This window comes from Roseibium sediminis (assembly GCF_008711325.1).
Lineage (GTDB): Bacteria > Pseudomonadota > Alphaproteobacteria > Rhizobiales > Stappiaceae > Roseibium > Roseibium sediminis.
Genome location: NZ_VXDB01000008.1, coordinates 192615 through 219427 on the forward strand (window position 1 = coordinate 192615; position 26813 = coordinate 219427).

Annotated in this window: 25 protein-coding genes; 8 read left to right on the top strand and 17 right to left on the bottom strand. The window is 57.8% G+C overall.

The window, feature by feature from the left end:
• Window positions 1-29 precede the first annotated feature (29 nt).
• The 3 genes from F0155_RS10360 to F0155_RS10370 all read right to left on the bottom strand — a co-directional run bounded on the left by F0155_RS10360 (window position 30) and on the right by F0155_RS10370 (window position 2055).
• Window positions 30-218 carry a hypothetical protein gene (locus F0155_RS10360; RefSeq protein WP_150524437.1) on the bottom strand — a complete coding sequence of 63 codons (189 nt, stop codon included), beginning with the start codon at window positions 216-218 and terminating at the stop codon, window positions 30-32.
• A 24-nt stretch (window positions 219-242) separates the two neighbouring features.
• Window positions 243-1100 (bottom strand): S49 family peptidase, encoded by an 858-nt coding sequence (locus F0155_RS10365; RefSeq protein WP_150524438.1) that lies wholly within the window; start codon window positions 1098-1100, stop codon window positions 243-245.
• A gap of 91 nt (window positions 1101-1191) precedes the next feature.
• Window positions 1192-2055: a uracil-DNA glycosylase gene (locus F0155_RS10370; protein WP_150524465.1), complete on the bottom strand. Its 864-nt coding sequence runs from the start codon at window positions 2053-2055 to the stop codon at window positions 1192-1194.
• 349 nt (window positions 2056-2404) lie between these two features.
• Between F0155_RS10370 and F0155_RS10375 the strand changes: the two genes are divergently transcribed.
• Together F0155_RS10375 and F0155_RS10380 are read left to right on the top strand one after the other, a co-directional pair.
• Entirely contained in the window at window positions 2405-4084 is a 1680-nt protein-coding gene (locus F0155_RS10375; protein WP_150524439.1) for an electron transfer flavoprotein-ubiquinone oxidoreductase, read from the top strand.
• Between the two features lie 522 nt (window positions 4085-4606).
• Window positions 4607-5008, top strand: coding sequence for a cysteine rich repeat-containing protein (locus F0155_RS10380; RefSeq protein WP_161599788.1), 402 nt, complete (start codon window positions 4607-4609; stop codon window positions 5006-5008).
• A gap of 338 nt (window positions 5009-5346) precedes the next feature.
• Here the strand turns inward: F0155_RS10380 and F0155_RS10385 are convergent, their stop codons facing one another.
• Window positions 5347-6633: a DEAD/DEAH box helicase gene (locus F0155_RS10385; protein WP_150524441.1), complete on the bottom strand. Its 1287-nt coding sequence runs from the start codon at window positions 6631-6633 to the stop codon at window positions 5347-5349.
• Window positions 6634-7009: 376 nt separating this feature from the next.
• On the opposite strand from F0155_RS10385, the gene F0155_RS10390 reads away from it, so the two are divergent.
• Window positions 7010-8593, top strand: a complete 1584-nt coding sequence (locus tag F0155_RS10390) for a putative bifunctional diguanylate cyclase/phosphodiesterase (RefSeq protein ID WP_161599789.1) — start codon at window positions 7010-7012, stop codon at window positions 8591-8593.
• A gap of 35 nt (window positions 8594-8628) precedes the next feature.
• Here the strand turns inward: F0155_RS10390 and F0155_RS10395 are convergent, their stop codons facing one another.
• The 4 genes from F0155_RS10395 to F0155_RS10410 all read right to left on the bottom strand — a co-directional run bounded on the left by F0155_RS10395 (window position 8629) and on the right by F0155_RS10410 (window position 13424).
• Window positions 8629-9756 carry a PQQ-dependent sugar dehydrogenase gene (locus tag F0155_RS10395; RefSeq protein ID WP_208999224.1) on the bottom strand — a complete coding sequence of 376 codons (1128 nt, stop codon included), beginning with the start codon at window positions 9754-9756 and terminating at the stop codon, window positions 8629-8631.
• Between the two features lie 84 nt (window positions 9757-9840).
• Window positions 9841-10197 carry a chorismate mutase gene (locus tag F0155_RS10400; protein WP_150524443.1) on the bottom strand — a complete coding sequence of 119 codons (357 nt, stop codon included), beginning with the start codon at window positions 10195-10197 and terminating at the stop codon, window positions 9841-9843.
• Window positions 10198-10401: 204 nt separating this feature from the next.
• Window positions 10402-12699 (bottom strand): NADP-dependent malic enzyme, encoded by a 2298-nt coding sequence (locus F0155_RS10405; protein ID WP_150524444.1) that lies wholly within the window; start codon window positions 12697-12699, stop codon window positions 10402-10404.
• A 59-nt stretch (window positions 12700-12758) separates the two neighbouring features.
• Window positions 12759-13424 (bottom strand): ceramidase domain-containing protein, encoded by a 666-nt coding sequence (locus F0155_RS10410; RefSeq protein WP_150524445.1) that lies wholly within the window; start codon window positions 13422-13424, stop codon window positions 12759-12761.
• Window positions 13425-13723: 299 nt separating this feature from the next.
• On the opposite strand from F0155_RS10410, the gene moaB reads away from it, so the two are divergent.
• Window positions 13724-14281, top strand: coding sequence for a molybdenum cofactor biosynthesis protein B (gene moaB / locus F0155_RS10415; protein ID WP_150524446.1), 558 nt, complete (start codon window positions 13724-13726; stop codon window positions 14279-14281).
• Between the two features lie 8 nt (window positions 14282-14289).
• Here the strand turns inward: moaB and F0155_RS10420 are convergent, their stop codons facing one another.
• The gene (locus tag F0155_RS10420; protein ID WP_150524447.1) at window positions 14290-14889 is read right to left on the bottom strand and encodes a glycosyltransferase; all 600 of its coding nucleotides are present in this window, start codon (window positions 14887-14889) and stop codon (window positions 14290-14292) included.
• 102 nt (window positions 14890-14991) lie between these two features.
• Here F0155_RS10420 and F0155_RS10425 point away from each other — a divergent pair, with 102 nt between their 5' ends.
• Together F0155_RS10425 and F0155_RS10430 are read left to right on the top strand one after the other, a co-directional pair.
• Entirely contained in the window at window positions 14992-16128 is a 1137-nt protein-coding gene (locus tag F0155_RS10425; protein ID WP_150524448.1) for a PA0069 family radical SAM protein, read from the top strand.
• Window positions 16129-16165: 37 nt separating this feature from the next.
• A complete protein-coding gene (locus tag F0155_RS10430; protein ID WP_150524449.1) occupies window positions 16166-16819 on the top strand; it encodes a ribonuclease HII in 654 nt (217 codons plus the stop codon).
• A 67-nt stretch (window positions 16820-16886) separates the two neighbouring features.
• Here the strand turns inward: F0155_RS10430 and F0155_RS10435 are convergent, their stop codons facing one another.
• The 8 genes from F0155_RS10435 to F0155_RS10470 form a co-directional block, all read right to left on the bottom strand.
• Entirely contained in the window at window positions 16887-17366 is a 480-nt protein-coding gene (locus F0155_RS10435; RefSeq protein ID WP_150524450.1) for a F0F1 ATP synthase subunit B, read from the bottom strand.
• Window positions 17367-17376: 10 nt separating this feature from the next.
• Window positions 17377-17934 (bottom strand): F0F1 ATP synthase subunit B, encoded by a 558-nt coding sequence (locus F0155_RS10440; RefSeq protein ID WP_150524451.1) that lies wholly within the window; start codon window positions 17932-17934, stop codon window positions 17377-17379.
• A gap of 78 nt (window positions 17935-18012) precedes the next feature.
• Window positions 18013-18240, bottom strand: coding sequence for a F0F1 ATP synthase subunit C (locus F0155_RS10445; RefSeq protein WP_008191441.1), 228 nt, complete (start codon window positions 18238-18240; stop codon window positions 18013-18015).
• A gap of 75 nt (window positions 18241-18315) precedes the next feature.
• Window positions 18316-19065, bottom strand: a complete 750-nt coding sequence (locus tag F0155_RS10450; protein WP_150524452.1) for a F0F1 ATP synthase subunit A — start codon at window positions 19063-19065, stop codon at window positions 18316-18318.
• 50 nt (window positions 19066-19115) lie between these two features.
• Window positions 19116-19505, bottom strand: a complete 390-nt coding sequence (locus F0155_RS10455) for an AtpZ/AtpI family protein (protein WP_150524453.1) — start codon at window positions 19503-19505, stop codon at window positions 19116-19118.
• A 209-nt stretch (window positions 19506-19714) separates the two neighbouring features.
• Window positions 19715-23173 carry a chromosome segregation protein SMC gene (gene smc, locus F0155_RS10460; RefSeq protein ID WP_150524454.1) on the bottom strand — a complete coding sequence of 1153 codons (3459 nt, stop codon included), beginning with the start codon at window positions 23171-23173 and terminating at the stop codon, window positions 19715-19717.
• A gap of 90 nt (window positions 23174-23263) precedes the next feature.
• Window positions 23264-23902, bottom strand: a complete 639-nt coding sequence (locus F0155_RS10465) for a thioredoxin domain-containing protein (RefSeq protein ID WP_150524455.1) — start codon at window positions 23900-23902, stop codon at window positions 23264-23266.
• A 150-nt stretch (window positions 23903-24052) separates the two neighbouring features.
• On the bottom strand, window positions 24053-24583 hold the full coding sequence (locus tag F0155_RS10470; protein WP_150524456.1) for a DUF721 domain-containing protein: 531 nt from the start codon (window positions 24581-24583) through the stop codon (window positions 24053-24055).
• A gap of 207 nt (window positions 24584-24790) precedes the next feature.
• Here F0155_RS10470 and mutY point away from each other — a divergent pair, with 207 nt between their 5' ends.
• Window positions 24791-25858, top strand: a complete 1068-nt coding sequence (gene mutY / locus F0155_RS10475; protein WP_150524457.1) for an A/G-specific adenine glycosylase — start codon at window positions 24791-24793, stop codon at window positions 25856-25858.
• A gap of 230 nt (window positions 25859-26088) precedes the next feature.
• On the top strand, window positions 26089-26574 hold the full coding sequence (bfr, locus tag F0155_RS10480) for a bacterioferritin (protein ID WP_150524458.1): 486 nt from the start codon (window positions 26089-26091) through the stop codon (window positions 26572-26574).
• The last annotated feature ends 239 nt before the right edge of the window (window positions 26575-26813 follow it).

A 26813-nucleotide genomic window follows, 5' to 3' on the forward strand; every position in this document is an offset into this window, starting at 1 on the left:
CTTGAGGAAATTCGGCATGCGAAAGCAGCCTATTCCGGTTTCGGGCGATACTTGCCGGTTGTCGGGTCAAGCACGAGTTTCTCACCACGACCAGCAGGGTCCGCTTCGGCGGCGGCGCGCGAAAGGCGCGCTTCCACCTCGGCCATCTTGCGCTTGAGCCGACGGACGATCCAGTAGCCACCAACGGCCAGCGCTGCAACTCCGAACAATTCCGTCATCCTGCCCTCCCGCAATCTCCCGGTTTAAAGACCGTAGCGCATCCACAAAGCGCGCTCTTCGACGCTCGACACAAGGTCATCGGCCATCGACTTGTCCATGCCGAACAGTGAGGATATGCCGTTGCCGCCGCTCCTGCGGCCAAACAGCCCCTTGGGAGCCGAGATCAGCTTCATCTCTGTCTTTTCGCCGTATCTGGCCTTCAAGGTTCCGCGCAGATCGCCAATTGCATCGACCAGCCCGAGATCGCGAGCCGTCTTGCCTGCCCAGAACTTGCCGGTGAAAAGATCCGGATTGTCGGACAGAACATCGGCACGGCGGGATTTCACCAGATCGATGAATGTCTCGTGGATTTCGAGCTGCAGCGACTTCAGATGTTCAATATCCGCAGGCTTTTCATCCTGAAACGGGTCAAGCGTGACCTTGTTTTCGCCAGCGGTATAGACCCGGCGTTCAACGCCGATTTTCTCGATCAAACCTTTCAGGCCGAATCCGGCAGAAACAACGCCGATGGATCCGAGGATCGAGGACGGGTCGGCGATGATCTCGTCTCCGGCAACCGCGATCATGTAACCGCCACTTGCTGCCACGTCCTCGACAAAGACGAGCACTTCCTTCTCGTGTTCTTCTGCCAGATCGCGAATGCGCTGGAAGATGAGCCTCGACTGGACCGGCGATCCGCCCGGCGAGTTGACAACCAGTGCCACCGCCGGGGCCTTCTTCATGGAAAAGGCCTTTTCCAGTTGTTGGGCAACACCGGCGAGCGAGAGGCCCGGACGAAGCGGTGTGGCCATGCCGATCGCCCCTTGCAGGCGTACGACGGGAACAATCTGGCCCTCTTTTCGGAACTTGGCGGGGAGAAACTTGCGAAGCTTGTCTAACACGTCAGGATCATTTCTTTGTTGGTCAATTCTGGGAACATATAAGTGCCCGCGGCGTGAATAAAAGCCGCAGACAGCCCGACACGCCGAGAAATCAGCTGGACTTGCCCGGAGACAGTTCGGCCATTCGTGCCTTGATCGAGAGGAAGTCACGCCAGGACAGGCGCTTTTCCAGCGGGCTTCTCAAAAGATAGGCCGGGTGATAGGTCGCCATGCAGGCAATTTTCCGCCCGCCCGTATCATACTCCATCCAGCGACCGCGCAGGCGCCGAATGCCATCCTGCACTCCCAGAAGCGATTTTGCGGAAGCTGCGCCAAGGAAAACGAGGATATCCGGATTTGCCAGCGCAATCTGGCGCTGGATAAACGGCTTGCAGAGTTCGGTTTCCTGAGGCGTCGGTGTGCGATTTCCGGGTGGGCGCCAGGGGACGACATTTGCGATATAGGCATTTGTCCGATCGAGGCCGATGGCCATCAACATGCGATCGAGAAGTTGCCCGGACCGCCCGACAAAGGGTTTGCCATGAATATCCTCGTCACGGCCGGGAGCTTCTCCGACGAACATGAGTGAGGCTGTCGGGTTTCCGTCAGCAAAAACGAGGTTCTTTGCTGTCAGCCGCAGATTGCAGCCGTCAAAGGTTCCAAGGATCTGCTGCAGCTCTTCCAGCGAGGCGGCAGTCAGCGCTCTTTCGCGGGCCGAACTGATTGCGGCCTGATCGGGAATGACCGCATTCCCCTGCGCACCGGCTGCAGGCATTACCAAAGCGGGGCTTGGCGGCTGGCGTCTTTCGGCAGGCTGGGCAGGACGGGTTTGCGGGTGCGGCGCACCGGTGGGCGCGGCTGGAGGGGCTCCTCCTCCGGACAGAAAGGCCAGAGAGCTGGAGGCGGACGGAGCCGCAGGCATGACAAAGCGGTCAACGGCCTCTTCTTCCAGAAACCCGTCGACACCCGACGCCATGTAGAAATCCAGCAGCGCTTCAACTTCGCGCCGGGACAATGCCTGTTGATCCAAAGTGTTGCCTCCGTGGGCACTTTAACGCGGCCAATCTGCGAAACAAGCCTGACGAAGACCATCCGGCCGTTTTACCCGCTTTCCCCCACGGATCGGCATGACATTGCGACAAATTATATCTTACGCTTACGTAAACGTAATTCTTGCGTGTGCGGCACGGGCGGTTTATCACGGATAACAAGTCAACTTGGCCAAAGGTTCGCGTCATTCAGACACAAAATGTCGTATTTCTGCGGATCAAATTGTGGCAATAGGGGTTACCTGCCAAGGCAGCTGAAGAATGAGGGAGAACTTGATGGCGGACGAGGACGCTTTGGGCGAACGCGAGAGCATGGACGTCGACGTTGTAATCGTTGGCGCAGGCCCTGCCGGTCTGGCGGCAGCCATTCGGCTGAAACAACTGGCGGACGCGCAGGATCAGGAAATCAGCATCGTCGTTCTGGAAAAGGGCTCGGAAGTGGGGGCGCACATCCTGTCCGGCGCCGTTATCGATCCGGTCGGCCTCGACAAGCTCCTGCCCGAGTGGCGCGAGGAAAGCGACACGCCTCTGAAGACGCCGGTCACAGCTGACCACTTCCTGCTGCTTGGCCCTGCGGGCTCCATGCGTCTGCCGAACCTGTTCATGCCCAAGCTCATGAACAACCATGGCAACTACATCGTTTCGCTCGGAAATGTCTGCCGCTGGCTGGCTGAAAAGGCCGAGGCGATGGGCATCGAGATTTTCCCGGGCTTTGCTGCTGCCGAACTGCTCTATGATGATGAAGGCAAGGTCGTGGGTGTGGCCACCGGCGACATGGGGATTGGCCGTGACGGCCAGCCGAACGCCATGTTCACCCGGGGCATGGAACTTCGCGCCAAATACACCCTTATCGGTGAAGGGGCGCGCGGCTCGCTCGCCAAGCAGCTGATCGAAAAATATGATCTGGACCGCGACAGCGACGTCCCGAAATTCGGGATCGGCATCAAGGAGCTCTGGCAGGTTGATCCGTCCAAGCACCGTCCGGGTCTTGTGCAGCACTCCTTCGGCTGGCCGCTTGACGGCAAGACCGGGGGCGGCTCGTTCCTTTATCACCTGGAAGACAATCAGGTTGCCGTCGGCTTCGTGGTTCACCTGAACTACGAGAACCCGTGGCTGTCCCCGTTCGACGAGTTCCAGCGGTTCAAGACACATCCGACCATTCGTGAAACGTTCGAAGGCGGCAAGCGCATTTCCTACGGCGCGCGCGCGATCACGGAAGGCGGCTATCAATCCGTTCCCAAGCTCTCGTTCCCCGGCGGCCTGATCATGGGTTGCTCCGCAGGCTTTGTGAACGTGCCCCGCATCAAGGGCTCTCACAACGCCATGCTGTCCGGCATGCTGGCTGCGGAAGAAGTCATGGCTGCGCTTGGCCGCGGCGAAGAACATACCGAGCTTGCGAATTACAATACCGCGTGGCGGGAAAGCGAGATCGGCAAGGACCTGAAAACGGTTCGCAACGTCAAACCGCTGTGGTCGAAGCTCGGCACCGTCGCCGGGGTCATGCTGGGCGGTCTGGACATGTGGACCAACGAGCTGTTCGGCTTCTCGTTCTTCGGCACGATGAAGCATGGCAAGAGCGACGCCAAATCGCTGAAGCCTGCCAAGGACTGCAACAAGATCGACTATCCGAAGCCGGATGGCGTGATCTCCTTCGACAAGCTGTCCTCCGTGTTCCTGTCCAACACGAACCACGAGGAAGATCAGCCGATCCACCTCAAGGTCACAGACGAGGCCTTGCAGAAATCATCCGAGCATGACGTCTTCGCCGGACCGTCCAACCGCTATTGCCCGGCGGGTGTCTATGAGTGGGTCGAGGAAGGTGAAGGGGCTCCCCGCTTCCAGATCAACTCGCAGAATTGCGTTCACTGCAAGACCTGCGACATCAAGGATCCGAACGGCAATATCACCTGGACGGTGCCGGAAGGCGCTGGTGGACCCAACTACCCGAACATGTAGTCTCGCGAAATCAAGCCTCCCCCCTGACAAGCGCCGCCAAAGCATTAAGATCTTTGGCGGCGTTGTACATTGAATTGCCACTTATCAGCACACTTTCTCCGCATTATTCCCTAGGTTGTATCAGAAGACATCACGCCATACGTATGGGCTGCCCATATGTACTCGTGAAAAAGTGATGACAATGATACGAAATTTAGCTCTTACCGCAGGCCTTGCCGCCGCAGTTTCAGTAACCGGATTACCTTTGCCGCAAGGCTTTTCCTATTCATCTTTGCAGTTTTCTTCTGCGCAAGCCCAGACCGATAACGGGTCTGCCAGGCGGACGGCCCGACGAACCGCTCGCAGAGTCGAGCATCGGCATCACCGCTATTACAACACCCTGCCCGCAGGATGCGTAAAACTCGTGATCAACGGCGTCAGATACTATCGATGCGGAACCATCTACTACGAGCCGGTCATACACAATGGCGCTAATGTATACATCATTGTTACTCCATGAATTCGACTTATAAGGCTCCAAAGATGCGAAATGCGATTTACACGACAACCCTGATTTCTTGCCTGCTGTTTGCGCCTGCCGCTTTTGCTGAGGGAATGGTTGAGGCTTGCGAAATGGACGTCGAAACTTACTGCAGCGACGTTACGCCGGGAAACGGGCGACTTGCCGCGTGCCTCTATGCCCATGAAGATAAGGTCAGTGATAGGTGTGTAAGCTCAATCGAGGACTTCGCCCTTCAGATGAGTTGGCTTAGTGGCCAAATTGATCAAGCGATCGACACCTGCATCGAAGATATCAATGCCCATTGTGACGAAGTCCAGCCAGGTGAAGGCCGTCTCTTCATGTGCCTGAAAGAAAAACAGCCTCTCTTGACAAAGGCATGTCAGAAAGTTGTGACGGAGTTCGAGACACGCCTGACGAATTAAGCCATCGTAACACGAAAAAAACGGCGCCGAAGATTACTCTTTGGCGCCGCTATCTTGTCTTCAGGCAAGATTGTGATCCGATCCATGTGGGTGGATACAGACCACCGAAAACGAACGGTTTCAGAACCGCCATTCCAGTGCAAAATCGATCAAACCCGTTTCAGGTCCTGCGTCCTGCCCAGACGCTGAACCCTGTTCCGGGTGCCCTTTGACCCCTTTTGCATCCTCAGCCTCTATGGCAGAGAAAGCGCTTGCACAAGCCTTAAAACGCTAAAATTTCAGGGACTTTTGGCCCAAATTTATTGCCCTAGCGGCATAAAATTGACCTTACCCCTTAATCACGCGGCGTGAGCCGCCCGAGATTGACGACGCGGGCGACGTTTGAATTTGGCCTGACGATTTTGGTTGTCATTGTCGCCGCCAGCAGCCTTGGCTTTCTCCGGCTGACGCTTGCGGCTTCTTTGCGTGCGCATCTTCCCGACCGGAAGCGCCTTTGCCGGAACATCGCCGCTTTCCACCTTCACCGACACACCCGTCAGTTTTTCGATCTGACGCAGCAGGCCGTATTCTTCCGGGCTGCAGAGGGAGACCGCATCTCCATCAGCGCCCGCACGGGCCGTCCGGCCAATACGGTGGACGTAAGCTTCCGCAACTTCCGGCAGCTCGAAATTATAGACATGGCTGACGCCGGGAATATCGATCCCGCGCGCGGCAACATCTGTTGCCACGAGAACCTTGATGGAGCCGTCACGAAGGCCCTTGATCGCACGGTCGCGCTGGCTCTGGCTCTTGTTGCCATGGATCGAGCCAGCAGATACGCCAGAGGCGACCATCTTTTTCATCAACCGCTCGGCACCATGCTTTGTCCGGCAGAAGACAAGGCATGTATCATCCGGTCGTCCGATGATCATATCGACGAGGAACTGTGTCTTTTCCTTCTGGCCGACGAAATGCACCGACTGGGCGACCTTGTCCGCGGTGCGACCGGCCGGAGCCACTTCGACACGCTGAGGATTGTTCAGGTACGTCCCGGCCAGATCTTCAATCTGCCTCGGCATGGTCGCAGAAAACAGAAGGGTCTGGCGCTTCTTGGAGACCAGTCCGGCGATCCGGCGCAGCGCGTGAATAAAGCCGAGATCAAGCATCTGATCTGCTTCGTCCAGCACGAGATAGGATGCCTTGTCGAGGTGCACTGCCTTGCGGTCGACCAGGTCCAGCAGGCGCCCGGGCGTTGCAACCAGAATGTCCGTTCCGCGACCAAGGCGCTTGATCTGCGGATTGATCGACACTCCACCAACGACGGAGGTGACGCGCAGAGGCGTCTCGCGGATGAACGATACCAGATTGGCGGCAATCTGGTTCACCAGCTCTCGGGTCGGCGCGAGAATGAGCGCGCGAGCCGCCTTGGGCTCAGGGCGCTTGTCTTCCTCAAGCAGGCGGTGGGCAAGCGGCAGGCCGAATGCCGCCGTCTTCCCGGTCCCGGTCTGGGCGAGACCAAGGAGGTCCTTGCGTTCAAGAATGTGCGGTATGGCCTGTGTCTGGATCGGAGTCGGGGTCGTATACCCCATTTCCTCGATAGCTTTGATCAGCGTGTCGGAAAGGCCCAGAGATTGAAACTCAGTCAATATTTTTCCTTTTGGTGCCTGTTGCTGCCTTCTTGGCCAGCTCGACACCCTGCGCGGGCTCGTTTCCTGCGGCTTTCGCGGGAAAGCACGACCCGGATGAATTCGTTGTAAGCATCATGCTTGCGGTCAGACGCAAATGACGGCCGCCCCTTAAACTCTGTCTCATCTTTGGACAATGGACGACGGTGCATCGAAACCAAGGCGTCAGTACCGCATATCGGGCTGCAACGCAAGATAATCAAGGGCGGTGCAACCTTCGCAACTTCTACAATGCATTTTATACGTTCTGTAAATCTCTGATTTAGCGCTATACTATTCCCCACAAGAACAATAGGCTTTTTCTGTGCCGTGCATGCTCCATCGGACGGGGTTTACAGTGAAATTATTCAATACGCTTTCCGCTGCCCAAAAGGATGCGATATTCATCGGCTTGGCTTCGGTGGTCCTTTGGCTGACTGCCGTCGAAATGGATGCGTATGAGGCATTCCATGACTTTCTGGAAGCGCATGAGGATTGGGAACTCGACGAGATCCTGCTTGCGCTGATCCTTGCCGGGATCGGCGGCTTCGTGTTCGGGCTTCGCCGTTATCTGGAAAGAACCAAGGAAGTCCTTCTGCGCCGCGAAGCACAGGCGCGCGCTGACTGGCTATCAACCCATGACCCGCTGACGGCCCTGCCGAACCGGCGCTACTTTTCCGTTCTTAATCTGGCAGAGCTTCAGGCGGACCTGCAAGCAGATCAACTTGCCTTTCTTGCCATCGATCTCGACGGCTTCAAGAAGATCAATGATCTCATTGGTCATGGCGGCGGAGATCAACTGCTGAAGACGACTGCCTTGCGGCTCATGAACCAGTATCAGGACTCCATCGTCATTCGGCTGGGCGGCGACGAGTTTCTGCTGATCGTCGACGCTGACCAGTTCGGACGGGCAAGTGGGGTTGCAGCAGCCAAGGACCTCATCAAGTCCCTGTGCGCGCCCATGACGATCTCGGGTGTACAGGTCGAGGTCGGGGCTTCCGTCGGCATTTCGATCTATCCCGAAAACGGATTGGAAATGGCCGACCTCCTTCATGCAGCCGATGTAGCGCTCTATTTTGCCAAGCGCTCCGGACGCAATACGGCTGCCTTCTTCGAACTCTCCATGCATCAGGATGTTGCCCGGCGGGCGGAGCTGGAAACAAAAGTGCGCACAGCCCTGCAACAACGGACCATCATGCCGCATTACCAGCCGATCATGGATCTGGCGACCGGCAACGTTGTTGGCGCAGAGGTGCTTGCGCGCTGGTCCGGCGATGATGGCACCATGCTACCGCCCGATGTGTTCATTCCGGTGGCTGAAGAAATCGGAGGCATCGTCAACCTCTCGGAGCAATTGCTGCGCAAGGCGACCGAGGATGCCCTCAAATGGCCCGCTGACATCACCCTGGCGTTCAACATCGCTCCAACCATGTTGTCCGACCGACTTCTCGGCAAGCGCATCCGGCGCATCCTCGCGGAAACCGGGTTTCCTGCCTCACGGCTTGAGGTCGAGTTCACGGAAGGGGCGCTGCTGCGTGAAACGGAAGCGGCTACGACCGTCATCAAGGATCTTGTCGCTGGCGGAACGCGCATTGCGCTTGATGATTTCGGCACCGGTTACTCCAACATCCTGCAGCTTTCCGAACTCTCCTTCAGCACGATCAAGATTGACCGGAAATTTGTAGACCGCGCCGTGCGCGATGACACCCAGAAGGCGGTCGTCAAGACGATGATCGATCTGGCTGGTCGGTTGGGTGTTGCAACGATTGCGGAAGGAATCGAGACCGCAGAACAACGTGATGCGGTTTTGAACCTCGGCTGCTCTCTTGGTCAGGGTTATTATTTCTCCCGCGCTGTTCCGGCTTGGAAATTCGAACGGCTGTTTGTTTCCCCCGAAACCGTGCCTCATCAGGAAATGGACCGGGTGAAGCAGGTTCCTTGACGGCTAGCCCGGCATCCACTTGGCCGGCTGCCGCTTTAGCGCGGTTTCATCCGGATCAAACGTCCTTCGTCGCTGTCTGTCAGGAAATAGATGTAGCCATCCGGGCCTTGCCGGACGTCGCGGATTCGCTCTTCCAGATCGACCAGAAGCTGTTGCTCGGTAACCACCTTGCCGTCCTTGAACTCCAGCCGGGCAATGTGTTGCCCGCGCAAGGCCCCGACAAGCAACGAGCCGTTCCATTCGGGAAACAGCGGGCTGTCGACAAATGCCATCCCGGAGGGAGCAATCGACGGGTCCCAATAGTGAACCGGTTGTTCCATACCATCTTTCTGCATTCCCTCGCCGATCTTGCCGCCGCTGTAGTGGCGGCCAAAAGAGATGACCGGCCAACCATAATTCCGACCAGCCTTGGGTCGGTTGATTTCATCCCCGCCGCGCGCGCCATGTTCCACGGTCCAGAGTTCCCCGGTTTCCGGGTGAAGCGTCGCGCCTTGCGGGTTGCGATGTCCAATGGACCAGATCTCGGCGAGGTGACCGGACACATTGGAGAAGGGATTGTCGTCAGGTGCCTTGCCGTTTCGGTCAATCCTCAGGACCGCACCGGCATGATCTCCCGGGTTCTGCGCACGCTCGCCTTCGCCCCTGTCACCCGTTGTGACGAACAGGGTTTCGTCCGGCGCGAAGACGAGACGAGAACCGAAATGGCGACCACCATGCGAACGATTGTTTCCCGAAAAAATGACCTGCCCGTCTTCAAGGGCATAACCACCCCCCTGCTCAGTCAGGCGCCCACGAAAGACCGAGGTCCCTGCTCCACCGGCAGACCCTTCTGAAAAACTGAGATAAACTTCCCTTGTCCGCTCAAAATCCGGAGCAAGGGCGATGTCAAGCAGGCCGCCCTGACCGTTGGCAAAGACCTCGGGCGTGCCGGGGACCACACTCTGGTTTCCATCGCCATCCACATGCTTGAGAACGCCGTCGCGCTCGCTCACCAGAAAGCCGCCGCCGGGCAGGAAAGCAACACCCCATGGATAAACCAGATCTTCGGTGACAACTTCGAGTGAGAACTGCACTTCAGCCGACCCGGATTGCGCGCTCATTACCTGAAAGGCCAGAAGAGCTGTGGCGGTTAGCCAGAAGCGTTTTGCAAGTGGTGCTGCCATTCCGATCTCCATCTGCAGGGCCGTCATCTTGCACAGATAGATAGGGCCGTACCAAGGCGGGAACCAGATGAGCGGGATCTTTGCCTAGTCCGATTTGGTGGCTTCGTTGCCCGATGCGTTTTTCTGGTTTGCCTCCAACCGCGCGGCAATGGTGCGCTCCTCATAGGCAACATTCCAGTCGATCAGCGTGCGCCAGACCTTGTCCACCTGCTCCCCTTCAAGCCCGAGCTCCTCTGCCCGCACAGTCAGGCGATGGACCATGGTTTCAATACGCTCGGCATCAAATGCCTGATCGGGATGTGTCTTCAGCTCTGCCATCCGCCGGATATAGCCCTGCCGCACCACAAACAGCCGCAGCAGCTCCTCATCAATCAGGTCGATTGAAGTTCTGATGTCCTGGCGTGTTGAACATTCAGATGGCGGCTTCAAATCTGGAAGCATGGGATGAAAATATTCCAAGTTGAAAATGAATGAGCCAGAGCGCCGGGCGTTTTTTTAGGAACGCCCGATGCTCGTTCACTTCTGGATCGATCAGCTTTGGGCGCTCTATCGATTTCGATATAGCGCCCGTTGATCTCGCCGGGAATCCCGGCTGGTAAATCCGCTGGCGGTAATGAAGAAACGGCGGCTTGCGCCGCCGCCTCCTTATGAGGATACGCGAGCGGTCTGGGCTTCGACGCACGCCAGAGCCGACATGTTCACCACGCCGCGCGACGTCACGGACGGGGTGAGAATATGTGCCGGTTTGGCTGCTCCCAGAAGGATCGGACCGACATGCAGTGCATTCGTCGACACTTTCAGGAGGTTCAGCGCAATGTTTGCCGCATCCAGATTCGGGAAGATCAGAAGATTGGCTTCGCCCTTGAGCTTGCCGTCCGGCATCACACGTTCGCGCAGCGCATCGCTAAGTGCTGAATCGCCGTGCATTTCTCCGTCAACTTCAAGCTCGGGATACTTGGACCACAGGATCTTGAGCGCTTCCCGCATCTTGCGGGATGACGGCGTGTCGCGGGATCCGAAATTCGAAGACGACAGCAGCGCGGCTTTCGGCTCGATGCCAAATCGTTGAATTTCGCGCGCAGCCAGAGACGTCATTTCCGCCAGCTCCTCCGCAGAGGGGTCTTCAGATACGAAGGTGTCCGACAGGAAAAGAGCCCCGCGGCTGCTGATCAAGAGCGAGAGAGCCGACAGATCCCGTGTCTCCTCGCAAAGCCCGATCACCTGGCGAATGTCGCGCAGATGGCGGATGTAGCGCCCTTCCAGACCACAAATCAGCGCGTCCGCATCGCCTCGGCGCAACGCAAGCGCGGAGATGACCGTCGTATTTGTGCGCACAATCGTTCTGGCAGCATCGGGCGGCAGCCCCTTGCGGCCGACACAGGCGAAATACTCGTCTACATATTCGCGATAGCGCGGATCATCCTGCGGGTTGATGAACTCGAAGCTCTTGCCCGGACGGATCTTCAGACCATAGCGCTCGCAGCGCGCTTCCAGAACATCGGGACGTCCGACAAGGATCGGCTGGGCAATACGATCTTCCAGCAGAACCTGAGCAGCACGCAGCACGCGCTCGTCTTCCCCTTCTGCGAAGATGATCCGCTTGGGATCCTGCGAAGCCTTCTGGATGATCGGTTTCATGATCAGGCCAGACCGGAAAACGAAGCGATTCAGCCGGTCCTTATAGGCGTCGAAATCCTCGATCGGGCGGGTTGCGACACCCGTGTCCATTGCCGCCTTTGCGACAGCGGGGGCGATGCGCAGGATCAGGCGCTGATCGAACGGAGACGGAATGAGATAGTTCGGACCAAAGGTTTCCGTGCGTCCACCATAGGCTCTGGCAGCCACGTCAGACGGCTCTTCCTGAGCCAGTTCCGCGATCGCCTCAACGGCGGCGCGTTTCATTTCCTCATTGATCGTCGTGGCGCCAACATCCAGAGCACCGCGGAAGATATACGGGAAACACAGAACGTTGTTGACCTGGTTCGGGTAGTCGGACCGGCCGGTGCACATGACCACATCCGGGCGGGCAGCAAGGGCGTCTTCCGGCGTGATTTCAGGGTTCGGGTTGGCCAGGGCAAGGATCAAGGGCCCCTTGCCCATCTTCTTGACCATCTCCGGCTTCAGAACGCCCGCAGCCGAAAGGCCGAGGAACACGTCCGCGCCGTCGATCACATCGCTCAACGTGCGGTGATCGGTTTTCTGGGCAAAGATCGCCTTGTATTCGTCCATCAAGGCTTCACGGCCCTCATAGACGACACCTTCGATATCGGTGACCCAGATGTTTTCGCGCCGCGCGCCCAGAGACACCAGCATATTGAGGCAGGCAAGCGCCGCTGCGCCTGCACCCGAAGCCACGATCTTCGCGTCCTCGATCTTCTTTCCGGCAAGCGTCAAACCGTTGCGGACGGCGGCACCAACGATGATTGCCGTGCCGTGCTGATCGTCGTGAAAGACGGGGATATTCATCCGCTCGCGGAGTTTTGCCTCGATCTTGAAGCACTCCGGCGCCTTGATGTCCTCAAGATTGATTCCGCCAAAGGTCGGCTCCAGAACGGCAACAGCGTCAACGAACCTCTCCACATCCAGTTCGTCCACTTCGATATCGAATACGTCGATGCCGGCAAACTTCTTGAAGAGGACGGCCTTGCCTTCCATAACCGGCTTGGAAGCAAGCGGGCCAATAGCCCCCAGACCAAGAACCGCCGTGCCGTTGGAAATCACAGCAACAAGGTTGGCGCGGCTGGTATAATCGGCAGCTTTTGAAGGATCCTTGGCGATCTCAAGACATGGCGCAGCAACACCGGGAGAATAGGCAAGCGCCAGATCTCGCTGGTTTCCAAGCGGCTTGGTTGCCTGGATTTCCAATTTTCCGGGACGGGGATGCTGATGGTAAAAGAGAGCGGCTTCCGCCAGATCGCTGCCAGTGCTTTTTTCTTCGCTCATGTCCGTCCTGCATTATCTATTTTCGGAGGACACAGCATATCCGGAAAATTGGCGCCAGGTCACCCGACTTCGAACTCTTCACTGGTGTAACCGGCGCGCTGGCAAATGAGAACCCTGAGCAGAAGATAGACAGTTATGCCATTGAAGATATGCCACAGAAAATGCGTACCCGATGGCACAGCTTCACACATGAGCGGGTCGAGAATGCGAAATGTCAGGGAAGTGGCGAATGTGCAACCGGCGGCAAAGATGAGCACGGCCAATTCGCGATTGCGCTTGAAGTAGACGGAACCGACCACGAAAATCGTCACGAGCTCCGGCATATAGATGGCAGCATTGCCCATCATTGGCGCCAACAGGCGGCTGGTCATCGGCACGACACCGATGAACAGGAAGAGAGCAGCTGCGCAAGCCAGCCAGCCGAGCTCCAGATATCTTCGCAGCCCGATCATCAGATAGGTCAGGATGAAGATGGCAATCGGGAGCACATCTGCCAGACCGGCCCAGCGGGTTGCGTAGGTGTGGAACAGAAACGAGCCAACACCCTGCATGACAACGAGCAAAATGAAGAAAAGAGCCACAAGATCATCGGGCGTTCTTTTACGCCACAGGTCAGCAACGGCAGTAGCGGAAATGAAAAAGGCCAGATTCGACCATGCATTAAATGGTTCGGCCCAAAAGTCGGGACTGGTGCGCTCGCAATATAGAAATACCTGCTCTTTCATGCTTTCCTCTTACAGGCCATTGCAACCGGCGAAGTCTATCCAGCCCTTAAGTATTGCCCACTTCCCTCAATGTCGCGAGATATTTTCACATTTTCTGTAATACCTTTAGGTCATTGCGTTATTTCGGCCAGAACAACACTAATTAGATGCATTTTTATACCTTGCTATTCATGATTGCCGCCCCTTAACTCACCCAGCACGCTGTATGGATGGATTGGTGAAATAAATCGCCCATCCGTCCACTCAGCCTAGCGCTCCCTACCAGTCCGAAGTATGTGATGTATGGAAGGAGACAGCTGATGCACCGGATTGATGAGAGTCGCCCGTTCATTCCCCTGAAGATTGCGGTTTTGACCGTTTCAGACACCAGAGTGTTGGAAGACGACAAGTCAGGCTCTACTCTGGCTTCGCGCATTGAAGGGGCCGGACATGTGCTGGCCGATCGAAAGATCGTCACTGATGATGTGCTTGCGATCCAAAGTGTCGTGAATGGCTGGATTTCCGATCAGAGCGTCGATGTGATCATCACGACGGGCGGAACGGGTTTCACGGGTCGTGACGTAACTCCTGAAGCCATCGAACCGCTCTTCGAAAAGCGCATGGACGGATTTTCCGAAGTGTTTCACCGGATATCCTACGACAAGATCGGAACCTCGACGATCCAGTCGAGAGCAACCGGCGGCGTCGCTGGAGCGACCTATATTTTCGTCCTGCCCGGGTCTCCGGGAGCATGCAAGGATGCATGGGACGGCATTTTGAAATGGCAGCTCGACTATCGCCACATGCCGTGCAATTTCGTGGAAATCATGCCGCGGCTAGATGAGCACCTGAAGCGGGGAAAACTGCAGGGCGCGTGATGCGCCTTTTAGGGAAGTGACTGGACGATAGCGGCAGATTTCAACCGGATCTGCCGACCTCGCCCCAGTTTCCGCCGGAGTCCGGACAGGCCCCGCTCCTGCAACACGCGCTCACCCGAAACCTCGTCAAACAGCCTCCGGGACAGCAGAAGCGCCTCCAGATCGGAGCCTGATCCGAATAGGGCCGCCTTTACCTCCTGAAACGCTTCCACCAACCGCGCCCTTGTGCCGAAGGCATCATTGCGCGTTCGAAATACGAGTCCCAGCTGATCCGCTTGCCCGCTCCGGCTCAAACGATCCAGTATGCTCTGGACCTCGTTATGCCATGGCATCTCGAGATGCACATTGGGCGCCAGAAACATGAGCCATTGCCCTCGTCCGGCGTTGCGAACACCTTCAGCCAGGCGCATATCGGGGTTGCTGTCCACGGCCACCCAGCTGCAGCCAGCTGCGTCGGCGACCCGGTGTGTTCCGTCCTGCGACCCTCCATCCACAACAATCACTTCCCGAACAACCCCTTCCGCCGCCGCAGGAACGAGCGAAGAAAGGCATTGAACAAGGCTGGTTTCGGAATTCAGGGTGGGAATAACGACGCTGATCATGCCCATGACCTATCGCCTTTTTCGGGATTTGGCGAGAAAAAGGGCTTGCTGCGGATGTGATTCCGCTACATGTTCCTGTTATGTTCTCACCCTAGAGATCGGCAGATCATGGCGCATACGCTCCCACATCCTGATGGACATTCACCTCAAGTTGGTCCGGCGCCAGACCCCGGACAGCGGATTCTCGAAGACAGACGGCGCGGGCGTGGAACGGCAACCAACAAGAGCGGGCGCTTCGAGCGGTTAAGCGCCGAACCCTATGATGACGGCTGGAATACGATCGATGATCTGCCGCCCCTGAAAACCGAAGTTCAGGAAGAACGCGCCAGAACCATCATAACACGCAATGAATCGCCGGACATTTCCTTTGATCGGTCTATCAATCCCTATCGGGGCTGCGAGCACGGCTGCGTCTATTGTTTTGCCCGCCCCAGTCACGCCTTCATGGGCCTGTCACCCGGACTGGACTTCGAGACCCGTCTGTTCGTCAAACCCAATGCAGCTGAGCTTCTGGAACGGGAACTTGCGCGGCCCGGCTATATCCCACGGCCAATCGCCATCGGCACCAACACCGATCCCTACCAGCCGCTTGAACGCCGTCACAAGCTGATGCGCGAAATTCTGGAAGTGCTGGACAAATACAATCACCCGGTCGCCATCGTGACGAAGTCGGCGCTGGTGGCGAGGGACGCGGACATTCTTGGCCGGATGGCGGAGCGCAATCTGGCGAAGGTCGCCCTCAGCATCACATCGCTCAATCGAAAGCTCTGCCGTTCGCTGGAACCACGCGCTTCTGCTCCGCACAAGCGGCTGGATGCGATCCGCGTTCTTGCAGAGGCCGGCATACCGGCGTCAGTGATGATCGCGCCCGTGATCCCTGCGCTCAATGACAGTGAGATCGAAAACATCCTTGAAGCGGCCCACGAACATGGGGCGCAGTCCGCAGCTTTCATCCTGCTTCGCTTGCCACTTGAAGTGTCAGAGCTTTTCCGCGATTGGCTGCTTCGCGAAGAACCGGGCAAATACCGGCATGTCATGAGCCTCATCCGCTCCATGCGCGGCGGAAAGGATTATGATGCCAAGTGGGGTGAACGGATGCGCGGTCGCGGGCCCTATGCGGACCAGATAGCAAAGCGGTTCTCTCTCGCAGCGAAACGGATCGGCCTGAACCTCCGACAAACCAAACTGTCGACCGACCAGTTTGTTGCCCCTCAGAAAGGCGGCGTTCAGCTCAGTTTGTTCTGATCTTGCACTTGAAGACCTGACGAGGCATCAAGGGGCCATGACAGGTTACGCCCCTTCCCTCTTTGATCTCCGCTTTCCGGAGGATGCCGACCTCCGGCTTGAGCGCCGGTATGCCGCCCAGTTTGGCGACCTTCTCGCAGGGGTGGACGAGGCTGGGCGCGGGCCCTGGGCAGGGCCGGTGGTCACTGCTGCCGTGATCCTCGACTATGACAAGGTTCCACAGGGCCTGACGGATTCCAAGAAGCTTTCTGAGGCCAAGCGGGAGGAACTCTTCCCACTCATATGCCAATCCGCTCTGGTTTGTGCGGCAAGCGCCTCACCTGCAACAATCGACCGAAGAAACATTCGGGGCGCTACGCTCGGCGCGATGGTGCGCGCAGTTCGGGGGCTGGCCGTTGTTCCGCGTTATGTCGTGGTGGACGGGCGGGATATACCGTCCGGGCTTGATATTGAGGCACAGGCACTGGTGAAGGGCGATAGCCGCTGTCTGGCGGTGGCCGCAGCCTCCATCGTTGCCAAGGTTCTTCGCGACCGCATGATGGTTCGGTTGGACAGTCATTTGCCGGAATATGGCTTTGCGCAGCACAAGGGCTATGGCGTACCCGCGCATCAGGCAGCGCTCACCGAACATGGGCCGAGCGAACACCATCGAATGAGCTTCAAGCCCGTGCGCCTTTGCTCCGAGACGTGACCGGTTTGAACCGGGCAATAAAAAAGCGGCCCGGAGGCCGCTTTTAAAGAACCGCTGGTTCGGCACCTCAGTTGAGGTTGGCCTTCACCTGATCAATGCTCTTGGCGAGAATGTCGTCTGCCACCTTGTCCTTGATTTTGGAAGACAGGATATCCTCGGCGGCGCGGACAGCGATGTCTGCAGCTTTCGAACGAACTTCCTTGACGGCCTGGGATTCAGCCTGGGCAATCTTGTCTTCGGCAGCCTTGGTCCGGCGCGCGATCATTTCTTCAAGAGCCTTGTTGGTCTCAACTGTCAGGCGCTCGGCTTCTGCAGTGGCTTCGGCAACAATGTTTGCTGCTTCTTCCTCGGCTTCATGGCGCTTGCGCTGATAGTCGGACAGAAGGGCCTGCGCTTCTTCACGAAGACGGCGGGCTTCTTCAAGCTCATCACGGATGTCATCGGCGCGCTTGTCGAGAGCTCCACCGATCTTGCCCGGTACCTTGAGGTACGCAATCAGGGCGATGAAAAGAACGAGACCGATGAGGGCCCAAAAAGTAGCGTCCATCGTCGTCTCCTCAGTTCATTGCCGACTTCAGGGCCTTCGTCAGATCGGTCTTTGCCGGAGCCCTGCCTACGAGCGCTTCAACAAGCGCAGAGGCAGTGTCACCTGCAATTTCCTCGATCTGGCCAAGGGCCTCGGATTTCACGCCTGCAATGTGCTTTTCAGCAGCAGCAAGCTTTTCGGACAGCTCGGCTTCCGCCTTTTCGCGGCGAGCATCCTGGTCGGCTTTCAGCTTTTCGCGGGTCTCGCTTGCGATGCCATGCGCCTTGGCGCGAGCTTCGGAAAGAGCCTGCTCGTAAGCTGCAATCGCTTCGTCGGTTTCCTGCTTCAAGCGGTTTGCTTCAGCAAGGTCACCTGCAATGCGATCCTTACGGTCTTCAAGAATGCCGGCGATCCGCGGAACCGCGACGTTCTTCATGATCCAGTAGAACACGCCAAATGTCAGGGCGAGCCAAAGGATCTGCGACGCGTAGGTCGTGCTGTCGAACGGCGGAAAGCCCGCACCATGTTCTTCAGCCGGAATGCCAACTTCCGTGTTGTGTTCGGCGTTGGAATGGGTGTCGCCTGCCATGTCCTATCTCCAAAGTCCGATTGGGCGGCGTCATCGCCGCCCTCGGAGTCGCGTCAAAAGTCTCTAGCGAACCAGAGATTAGACTGCGAAGAGAAGGAGAAGTGCGATCAGCAGCGAGAAGATGCCGAGAGCTTCGGTAACGGCGAAGCCGAAAACCAGGCGACCGAACTGACCGTCAGCGGCAGTCGGGTTGCGCAGAGCGCCATTCAGGTAGTTACCGAAGATGGTGCCGAGTGCGATTGCTGCACCACCCATGCCGAGGCATGCGATACCAGCGCCGATGTATTTTGCTGCTTCTGCTTCCATGACACGTGCTCCTACGTAGTGTTTATGCAGAGGTTTCATGCGGCAGCTTCATGCCACCGCGTGATCAGGTGAAACTTAGTGAGACGGGTGAAGGGCGTCGTTGAGGTACATGCAGGTCAGGACCGTGAACACGTAGGCCTGCAGGAACGCCACCAGGAACTCCAGAGCGGTCAGTGCAACCGTCATGCCGAGCGGCAGGATGGCACCAACTGCAGACAGACCGCCTGCTGCACCCATGGAGACGATAAACCCGGCGAAAACCTTCAAGGTGATGTGCCCGGCCAGCATGTTCGCGAAAAGACGAACGGACAAGCTGATCGGACGGGACAGGAAGGAAACCACTTCGATCGGCGCAACGATCAACAGGAGAACCGGCGGCACTCCGGACGGCGCGAAGAGGTGGAAGAACTTGGTACCGTGGCGCATCAGGCCGTAGATCGTCACTGTTCCGATGACGAGCATGGCGAGCGCAAAGGTCACGATGATGTGGCTGGTCACCGTGAAGAAGTACGGGAACATGCCAAGCAGGTTTGCCACGAGGACAAACATGAAGAGGGAGAACACGAGCGGGAAGAAACGCATTCCTTCCGTGCCCGCCGAGCTTCGCAGCATGCCCGCCACGAACTCATAGGCCATCTCCGACATGGACTGCGCACGGCTTGGAATGAGGCCGCGACCGCTTGTCGTGAAAATGAGGAACGCCGCTGCGGATGCTACGGTCAGCACCATGAACAGCGAAGAGTTGGTGAAAGAGAGGTCCATACCCCCGACTTCAATCGGGAAAATCTTTTGGATCTGGAACTGATGGATCGGATCGTTCGCCACCGGTCAGCCTTCTTCGCTTATAAGCCCATGCGCAAAACGCGCGTTAAATCTCAAGTCGAACTGCCATCGTCCGGTTTTTTGCGGTCGAGGCTTGCTTCTGGCTCAGCGACATACCCCGCCGACCGCAAAACATTCAAGACCCCAGCTGCAAAACCCAGCAACAAAAAGACAATGAGCCCAAAAGGCGTCGTCCCCAGCCACTGATCGAGAAGCCAACCGATTCCCGTTCCGGTCACAATCCCGGCAATGAACTCAGAAGAGAGTTTCATCGCCTGAGCGTATCCGGAGGTGTTGGCAGGTTTGCGAGCCGCGGCACTTTCTTCCGCCTTGGTCCGCCCTTCCAGCACCCGGTTCAGCCGGTCCCGCCGTTCAGACAGTTCCGCTTCGGAGAGTTCCGGTCCGTTCCCTGATCCGTCACCATTTTGTGCAGAGCCAGTCATGCGCCCCTCACACCGGGTTTCGTTTCAGATCCGGTTACTGGAATAGCCCCCGTAAGCCGCGCGCACCATAGTCGGCACCCTTGCCCCTGTCAAGAAGGGGTAACAAGTTCTTACTTCATTGTTTTTATTGATTTTTTTGACTTTTCAACGACTGAAAGAGACCATAGTCGCATAGTGTCGCAGGTGGCGACGCGGCGGAAGGACGATTTCTAGCCTGCTTCCCGAAACCGTTCTGCGGTGTCCAGATCGACCGAGACAAGCTGGGAAACGCCTCGTTCTGCCATGGTCACCCCAAACAGACGGTTCATGCGCGCCATTGTTATGGGATTGTGGGTGATGACCACAAACCGCGTCTCGGTCCTCCGCGACATTTCATCCAGAAGGTCGCAGTAACGCTCGACATTCGCATCATCGAGCGGTGCATCCACCTCATCAAGAACGCAGATGGGTGCAGGGTTGGTCAGGAACACCGCAAAGATGAGTGCCATCGCCGTCAGGGCCTGTTCACCGCCCGACAGAAGCGTCATGGTCTGTGGTTTTTTGCCCGGCGGGCGGGCGATGATCTCAAGACCTGCGTCCAGAGGGTCATCCGAATCAACCAGCTGCAATTCCGCCGTTCCTCCACCGAAAAGATGGGTGAAGAGCCGCTGGAAGTGGTCATTGACCACCTGGAAGGACGCCAGAAGCCGCTCCCGCGCTTCCCGATTGAGATTCGATATTCCGGTTCTGAGACGGCGAATGGCTTCGATCAGGTCATCCCGCTCGCTCGTCAGCGTCGCCTTCTGCTCGTCAATTTCCTTGAGCTCTTCTTCCGCGCGCAGGTTCACGCCGCCAAGCCGCTCGCGTTCCGATTTCAGCCGCTCCAACCGTCTTTCAAGGGATTCGGGGTCAGGAAGCGGAGCCCCTTCCCTCAAGCCAGCCATTTCCGGCAAGGCTGACACCGCCACTTCGAGATCCTCGGTGATGCGCCGCTCGAGATTCGATTTTCTCTCGCGCGCAGCTTCGAGACGCTCCTCGGCCCGGATCTTTTTCTCGCGCGCACCGGACATGCCTTCAAGCGCATCCTTGGCAAGACGATCCACCTCAGCCTGATCCAGCTCGGCCTGCTGAAGCTCGTCGTCCTTGTGCCGTTTCTCCTCTTCCGCCTTGGCGATTGCCGAAAAGAGGTCCCGACGCTTCAGCTCGATTTCTTCCGGCGCTTCCAGAAGCTCCTCGCGTTCTTCAGCTGCTTCCTCGCGGCGGGCGACGAGGATTTCGATCTGCTGGGCGGCATTGGCGGCACGGGTGCGCCAGCTTTCATGCTCGCGGGCAATTGCTTCAAGCCTGCGGTCGCGCATCTGCTGTTCTCTGGCGAGGCCCTCGGCAACCGCCCGTGCTTCGGCGAGAGCGGACCGCGCTGCGGAAACGTCAGCCTGCACTTTCGCGATTTCTTCTGCAAAGCCGGAGACATCAGGAGCAGCTTCCAACTGCTCTTCTGCCTCCAGAAGATACTCCCGCGCTTCGCTGGCTTCTTCCGTGAGCTGGGCAAGGCGTTCTTCTGCACTGGCCTTTCGGGCGGCGAGTTGCGAGAGCGCGCGTTCTGCCTGTGTCAGCGCATCCCTTGCTGCTGTCACCTCGCGCTGCGCTTCGCGAACCCTGCCGCGCGCAGCCTGTTCAAGATCGACGGCCTGACGAACTGCGCTCGCCGCCTGTTCCATATCGGCCTGCTTGTCAGATACCGTGCGACGAACACCTTCGATCTGATCGGCAAGTTCGGAAAGACGGTTCTTCTGGGCAAGGCGTTGTGCGGCAGGGGTCGGAGCATCGGCGCGCACCACGAAACCGTCCCAGCGCCACAAGTCCCCTTCTCGGGAGACAAGCCGCTGCCCCGGCTTGAGCTGTCGCTGCAGTTCCTGCCCTTGCGCCTTTTCAACGAGGCCGATCTGGGCAAGACGGCGGGCAAGTTTCTTCGGAGCCTCGACGACATCGGATAGCGGGCGGACACCGGCTGGCAAGGAAGGGTCATCTATGAGGACCAGCACATCCCCCCAATGAACCGGCGCGTCTTCCGTGTCTGCCGCCTCAAGGTCTTCACCTAATGCTGCGCCCAACGCCGTTTCGGAGCCGGTTTCAACCTTCATTGTATCGACGATGGGAGACCATTCCGAACCGCTTGCTGCGGACAGGATGCTTTCAAGCGTGCGCGCTTCCGTTTCCAGACTGGAAAGCGCCCGCTCGACTTCCGACAGTCCGGAACGGCTCACCTGTTCCCTCTCGCGAGCGCCGGTTGTGGCTTCCTCTGCGCTCTCTACGGCCAGTTCGGTTTCTGCAAGGCTTTCTTCGGCCAGTTCCACGGCCTCGCGCCGCTCGGCAACCCCGTCCACCTGATCCAACTCGGCCGTAATGGCAGCAAGAGCCGTCTCCGCATCACCTGCCTGCCCGGCCAGACGCTCACTCCGCTGACGGGCATCGGCGACCATTCGATCCAGTTGCTGGCGCTCTGCCACGGCCCGCGCCTGCGCAGACGTGCGTTCGCCTAGCACGCTCTCCAGTTCGCGTACCCGCTCTTCGGCTTCAAGAACCTTTTCCCTGGCCCCTTCGGAGCGCTCCAGCACCGTCTCGTTTTCTTCCAGCAGTTCAGCGCGCTCTTCGGCAAGGCGTTCAAGAACCTCGTCGTTTTCACTCACCATCCGCTCTTCGCGGGAAATGTCCTCGGCCAGTTGCGCCAGTCGCCGCTCGATGTCCTGCAGGCGCTCCTTTATGCGGCGTTCGTCGGCATCGAGATCGTTTCTCGCCAGAACCAGCCGCTGCAAGGTGGCCGCCGCGCGCGCAGCAGCATCGCGCAGTTCTGGTAGCTTGTGGGCAGCAATCGCCTGAACACGAGCTGTTTCGGCCTGAATGGCCGTTGCCTCGTTGACGGCCTTTTGTGCCTCATGAAACTGGGCCTCGGCCGTTTCCAGCGCCGTGCGGGCATCTTCCCAGCGCAGATAAAGAATGGCGGCTTCCGCGCCCCGGATTTCTGATGAGAGGTTTCGATAGCGCGTCGCCTGACGCGACTGGCGGCGCAGGCTGTCCAGCTGGCCGTCGATCTGCACGAGCACATCTTCCAGACGCTCAAGGTTCTGCTCGGCAGCGCGCAGCCTGATTTCGGCTTCGTGCCTGCGCGAATGCAGCCCGGAAATGCCGGCAGCCTCCTCCAGAATCTTGCGGCGGGAGGTCGGCTTTGCAGAAATCAGCTCGCCGATCTGCCCCTGCCGCACCATGGCCGGAGAGCGCGCACCGGTGGAGGCGTCGGCAAAGAGCAGCTGCACATCACGGGCACGCACATCCTTGCCGTTGATCTTGTAGTTGGATCCAGCCTCACGTTCGATCCGGCGGCTGACCTCCAGCATGTCGGCAGCATTGAAGGCCTGCGGCGCGGTGTGGTCATTGTTCTCCAGAAACAGGACCACTTCGGCCGTGTTGCGCGCGGGACGGTTCAGACTGCCGGAGAAGATGACATCATCCATGCCGGAGGCGCGCATGTTCTTGTAGGAGTTTTCCCCCATCACCCAGCGCAGCGCCTCGACAAGATTGGACTTGCCGCAGCCGTTCGGGCCGACGACCCCCGTCAGCCCGTCGCCGATGACAAACTCCATCGGCTCCACAAAGGACTTGAACCCGGCAACGCGCAGCTTGGAAAACTTCATCGGCGCGCCCCACGGTGTGCGGGACGCGCCGATATTTCAAACCTGCCGGTCAAGCTCTCGCCCCCACCGATCCGTCGGCGGGGATCAGCCTCAAAGTTCGGCGTCGATGAGCTTGGACATCTGATCAAACGGCAAGGCTCCCGGGTGCTTTTCACCATTGATGAAGAAAGTCGGAGTGGAGGTTACCTTGAATTCGCCTGCACCGCGCTCCCTGACTGCGTTTATTGCGTCAAGAAGCTTCTGGTTTTTCAAGGCCTCTTCGAAAGACTCTTGTGTAAATCCGATCTGCTTGGAGAAATTCAGCAGTGAATTGTAGGGATTGTCGCTGAACGCCCATGCACGCTGGTTTTCGAACATGGTGTCCACGATCTCGAAATACTTGTCAGCAGGGGCAGACCGGGCCAGCATGAAGGCGGCTGCAGCAACCGGATCGAGCGGGAATTCACGGAATATGAACTTCACCTTGCCGGTCTCGATATAGTTCTTCTTCAGTTCCGGATAGGTGTTCTTGTGGAAATTCGCACAATGGCCGCAGGTCATGGATGCATATTCCACGATCGTGACCGGAGCATCCGCATCGCCAAGGATCTTGTCACCCAGCGGGCCCGGCGTCAGCAGCGCCTCCAGATCAACGCTTTCGGCAAGAGCAATTGCGGGCATGCCCACCAGTCCGGCAGCAGCGGCCAATCCGACCGAGGTTTTCAAGAACGTTCTGCGAGATACGGTCACGTGTCGGTTTCCTGTCACTATTAATAGGCGCCGTTCGGGCTTTCCTCTGGATGTGCCCCTTCCGGCCTTCGACGTCAACCAAAAGCGGAAATTATGGCAGGAAACAGGATGGCGCTTTCGCAAAGCATCACAGAGGTGTGAAAACGTCGGCTAACCGGCAGATTTTCTGGCGATAACCTGTGCGCCAAGTTTCTGCAGCGCCGTTTTCAAGCGATCATTCTCAACGTTTGAGAGCTTGCTGTCGAGCGCACGGCGCTCATCGTCAGTCAACTCACGCAGCTTGCGTCTGGTCGGTTGGGAGGGAACAACCACCGGCTTTTGCACAATCTTGATCCGGGAAACGGCCGACCAACCGAAGAACGTGTTGATGTTTGACAGGATCTGGCCGGTTTCGTGGCTCAGCATCAGGGCAGTTGCCCCGTCCGTGTAGACTTGCAGTGTCGCTGACGGAATTTCGCCTGTCGTCCGATCTCCATTGTCCATCTGCCGTGGCCAGATCAGTCGAACGGGACGGACCCGAGTGGCATACCGCGGCCCGACAATATCGGGCCAGGAGGCGAGCAGTTCGGCGGAAGCAAAGCCGCGCTTCTTGCAAGCAGCAGAAACCGCATCGCCGACAAGGTCGGCGAGATTCCGGGCGTTCCTTGAACGCCGATCCTTTCGGCTTGCGTTCGCTCTCAAGTGGCTTCAGCCTTGTTTGCAGCACGTTTTTCAAGACAACCATGCCGCCGCGTTCTTGCTGCTTCGTTCGTAACGATACATCGCTTAATGCGACAAAAAGAAGACGTGGCCAGTTAAGTACAAGCTATGCCTATGTTTTCCCCTGCTTTTCCCCAGCCAGATCAAGATCCCACTTGAATTTGCATCCGGCAGATACAGGTTTGCTGCATGCCAGATCAAAGTGAAACTCTTGCCCTTCTCAATTGGTACGATCGCAACGCAAGGGCCCTGCCCTGGCGAGTGTCACCATCCGACCGCGCTGTTGGTGTGATACCGGACCCCTATCAGATCTGGTTGTCAGAGGTCATGCTGCAGCAGACCACCGTTGCGGCAGTGAAAGACTATTTCATCAAGTTCACGCAGTTGTGGCCATCAGTTCTGGATCTGGCGGCAGCCGATGAAGAAGACGTAATGAAAGCCTGGGCCGGCCTTGGGTATTACTCACGGGCGCGGAACCTGAAGAAATGCGCCGAGACGGTTGCTGCCGTCCATGCAGGCAGGTTCCCGGATACGGAAGAGGAGCTGCTGGCGCTTCCGGGTATCGGCCCCTATACGGCAGCTGCCATTTCTGCAATCGCATTTGACCGGCCATCCGCCGTGGTCGACGGGAATGTGGAACGGGTTCTTGCCCGCCTGCTTGAAATTGAAGAGCAATTGCCCGCGGCAAAGGTTCCGATCAAGGCCGCAATGGCGACGCTCACACCCGATGATCGGCCGGGAGATTTTGCGCAGGCCGTCATGGATCTTGGTGCCACGATTTGTACACCTCGGAGACCCGCCTGTGGATTGTGCCCATGGATGAAGCAATGCCGGGCCCGCGCAAACGGCACAGCTGAAAGCTTGCCACGCAAGGCGCCCAAGAAAGCAAAGCCAACCCGTTACGGCGCAGCCTTTGTTTTCAGACGGGAGAGCGATGGAGCGGTTCTCTTGCGCCGACGCCCCGCCAAGGGACTGCTCGGCGGAATGAGCGAAGTGCCGGGGACCGAGTGGAGCGAGACATTCGACACGGCAGATGCCCTATCCCAAGCCCCTGCCCCGCTGGGCTGGCGCAAGAAAGTCGATGTGGTTCGCCACACCTTCACCCATTTCCATCTGGAACTGAGCATTTATGTTGCCGTCGCGCCAAAGAGCCTTCCACTGCCGGATGGGTGCTGGTGGTCAGAGATCGATGCCCTTCCTGGAGAAGCGCTGCCAACCGTCATGCGCAAGGCGGTGGCGACAGGGCTGGACGGTTAGATCGGCACTATTTACAAGACCACCGACACACGAATTAGTTATTATTTACCAAGCGACAAGACTTGAATTGACGCCTATAAATGTGGCCCAACCCACCAAGGCCGCTGCGTCAAAAAATTAATTTGGAAACTGACAATTTTATCCCTTTTCGGGCTTGGCGGGGCTTACATGCAGTCTAGAATTATTCTAAACTATAATCCGCATAACCACACAGATGGAGGCACCGCGCCATGAAGGGTAGTGAAAAAGTTATCGAACGTCTGAACGAAGCTCTGTTCCTGGAACTGGGGGCAATCAACCAGTACTGGCTGCACTACCGTCTGCTGGCCGACTGGGGCTATACGCGCCTTGCCAAGAAGGAGCGCGAGGAATCCATCGAGGAGATGCAGCACGCCGACAAGCTGGTGGATCGCATCATCTTCCTTGAAGGCCACCCGAACATGCAAAAGGTTGCGCCGCTGAAGATCGGCCAGAACATCAAGGAAGTTCTGGAAGCCGATCTGGCTGGTGAATACGAAGCCCGCACCTCCTACAAGAAGTCCCGCGATGTGTGCCGTGATGAAGGCGACTATGTCTCCATGGCCATCTTCGAGGAACTGCTGAAGGACGAGGAAGGCCATATCGACTTCCTTGAGACCCAGCTGGAGCTTCTCGGCAATATCGGCGAAGAGCGCTACGGCCTGTTGAACGCCCACCCGGCTGACGAAGCCGAATAAGCAATTTCACGGCGCGCGTTGCGCCGATTAAAAACAAGAAAAACGCACGGCCTTCCAGCCGTGCGTTTTTTGTTTGCTCCATGGCTGGGGCTTGCAGCCCCTTTGCCTCGTTACTGGAACGCGGTCTCAGCAAAGCTTCTGAGCTTGCGGGAATGCAGCCGGTCGCCTTCAGGACTTGTAGACAAGCTGGACACCCGCAAAAACCTCGCGCTGTTGGATGATTTCTGATTCACTGGCTT

Excerpts from the sequence above, each read along its gene's own strand:
- F0155_RS10360 (WP_150524437.1), bottom strand. The coding sequence starts at position 218 with ATGACGGAATTGTTCGGAGTTGCAGCGCTGGCCGTTGGTGGCTACTGG.
- F0155_RS10370 (WP_150524465.1), bottom strand. The coding sequence starts at position 2,055 with ATGGCGTCGGGTGTCGACGGGTTTCTGGAAGAAGAGGCCGTTGACCGC.
- F0155_RS10375 (WP_150524439.1), top strand. The coding sequence starts at position 2,405 with ATGGCGGACGAGGACGCTTTGGGCGAACGCGAGAGCATGGACGTCGAC.
- F0155_RS10380 (WP_161599788.1), top strand. The coding sequence starts at position 4,607 with ATGCGAAATGCGATTTACACGACAACCCTGATTTCTTGCCTGCTGTTT.
- F0155_RS10395 (WP_208999224.1), bottom strand. The coding sequence starts at position 9,756 with ATGGCAGCACCACTTGCAAAACGCTTCTGGCTAACCGCCACAGCTCTT.
- F0155_RS10400 (WP_150524443.1), bottom strand. The coding sequence starts at position 10,197 with ATGCTTCCAGATTTGAAGCCGCCATCTGAATGTTCAACACGCCAGGAC.
- F0155_RS10405 (WP_150524444.1), bottom strand. The coding sequence starts at position 12,699 with ATGAGCGAAGAAAAAAGCACTGGCAGCGATCTGGCGGAAGCCGCTCTC.
- F0155_RS10410 (WP_150524445.1), bottom strand. The coding sequence starts at position 13,424 with ATGAAAGAGCAGGTATTTCTATATTGCGAGCGCACCAGTCCCGACTTT.
- moaB (WP_150524446.1), top strand. The coding sequence starts at position 13,724 with ATGCACCGGATTGATGAGAGTCGCCCGTTCATTCCCCTGAAGATTGCG.
- F0155_RS10420 (WP_150524447.1), bottom strand. The coding sequence starts at position 14,889 with ATGGGCATGATCAGCGTCGTTATTCCCACCCTGAATTCCGAAACCAGC.
- F0155_RS10425 (WP_150524448.1), top strand. The coding sequence starts at position 14,992 with ATGGCGCATACGCTCCCACATCCTGATGGACATTCACCTCAAGTTGGT.
- F0155_RS10430 (WP_150524449.1), top strand. The coding sequence starts at position 16,166 with ATGACAGGTTACGCCCCTTCCCTCTTTGATCTCCGCTTTCCGGAGGAT.
- F0155_RS10435 (WP_150524450.1), bottom strand. The coding sequence starts at position 17,366 with ATGGACGCTACTTTTTGGGCCCTCATCGGTCTCGTTCTTTTCATCGCC.
- F0155_RS10440 (WP_150524451.1), bottom strand. The coding sequence starts at position 17,934 with ATGGCAGGCGACACCCATTCCAACGCCGAACACAACACGGAAGTTGGC.
- F0155_RS10445 (WP_008191441.1), bottom strand. The coding sequence starts at position 18,240 with ATGGAAGCAGAAGCAGCAAAATACATCGGCGCTGGTATCGCATGCCTC.
- F0155_RS10455 (WP_150524453.1), bottom strand. The coding sequence starts at position 19,505 with ATGACTGGCTCTGCACAAAATGGTGACGGATCAGGGAACGGACCGGAA.
- smc (WP_150524454.1), bottom strand. The coding sequence starts at position 23,173 with ATGAAGTTTTCCAAGCTGCGCGTTGCCGGGTTCAAGTCCTTTGTGGAG.
- mutY (WP_150524457.1), top strand. The coding sequence starts at position 24,791 with ATGCCAGATCAAAGTGAAACTCTTGCCCTTCTCAATTGGTACGATCGC.
- bfr (WP_150524458.1), top strand. The coding sequence starts at position 26,089 with ATGAAGGGTAGTGAAAAAGTTATCGAACGTCTGAACGAAGCTCTGTTC.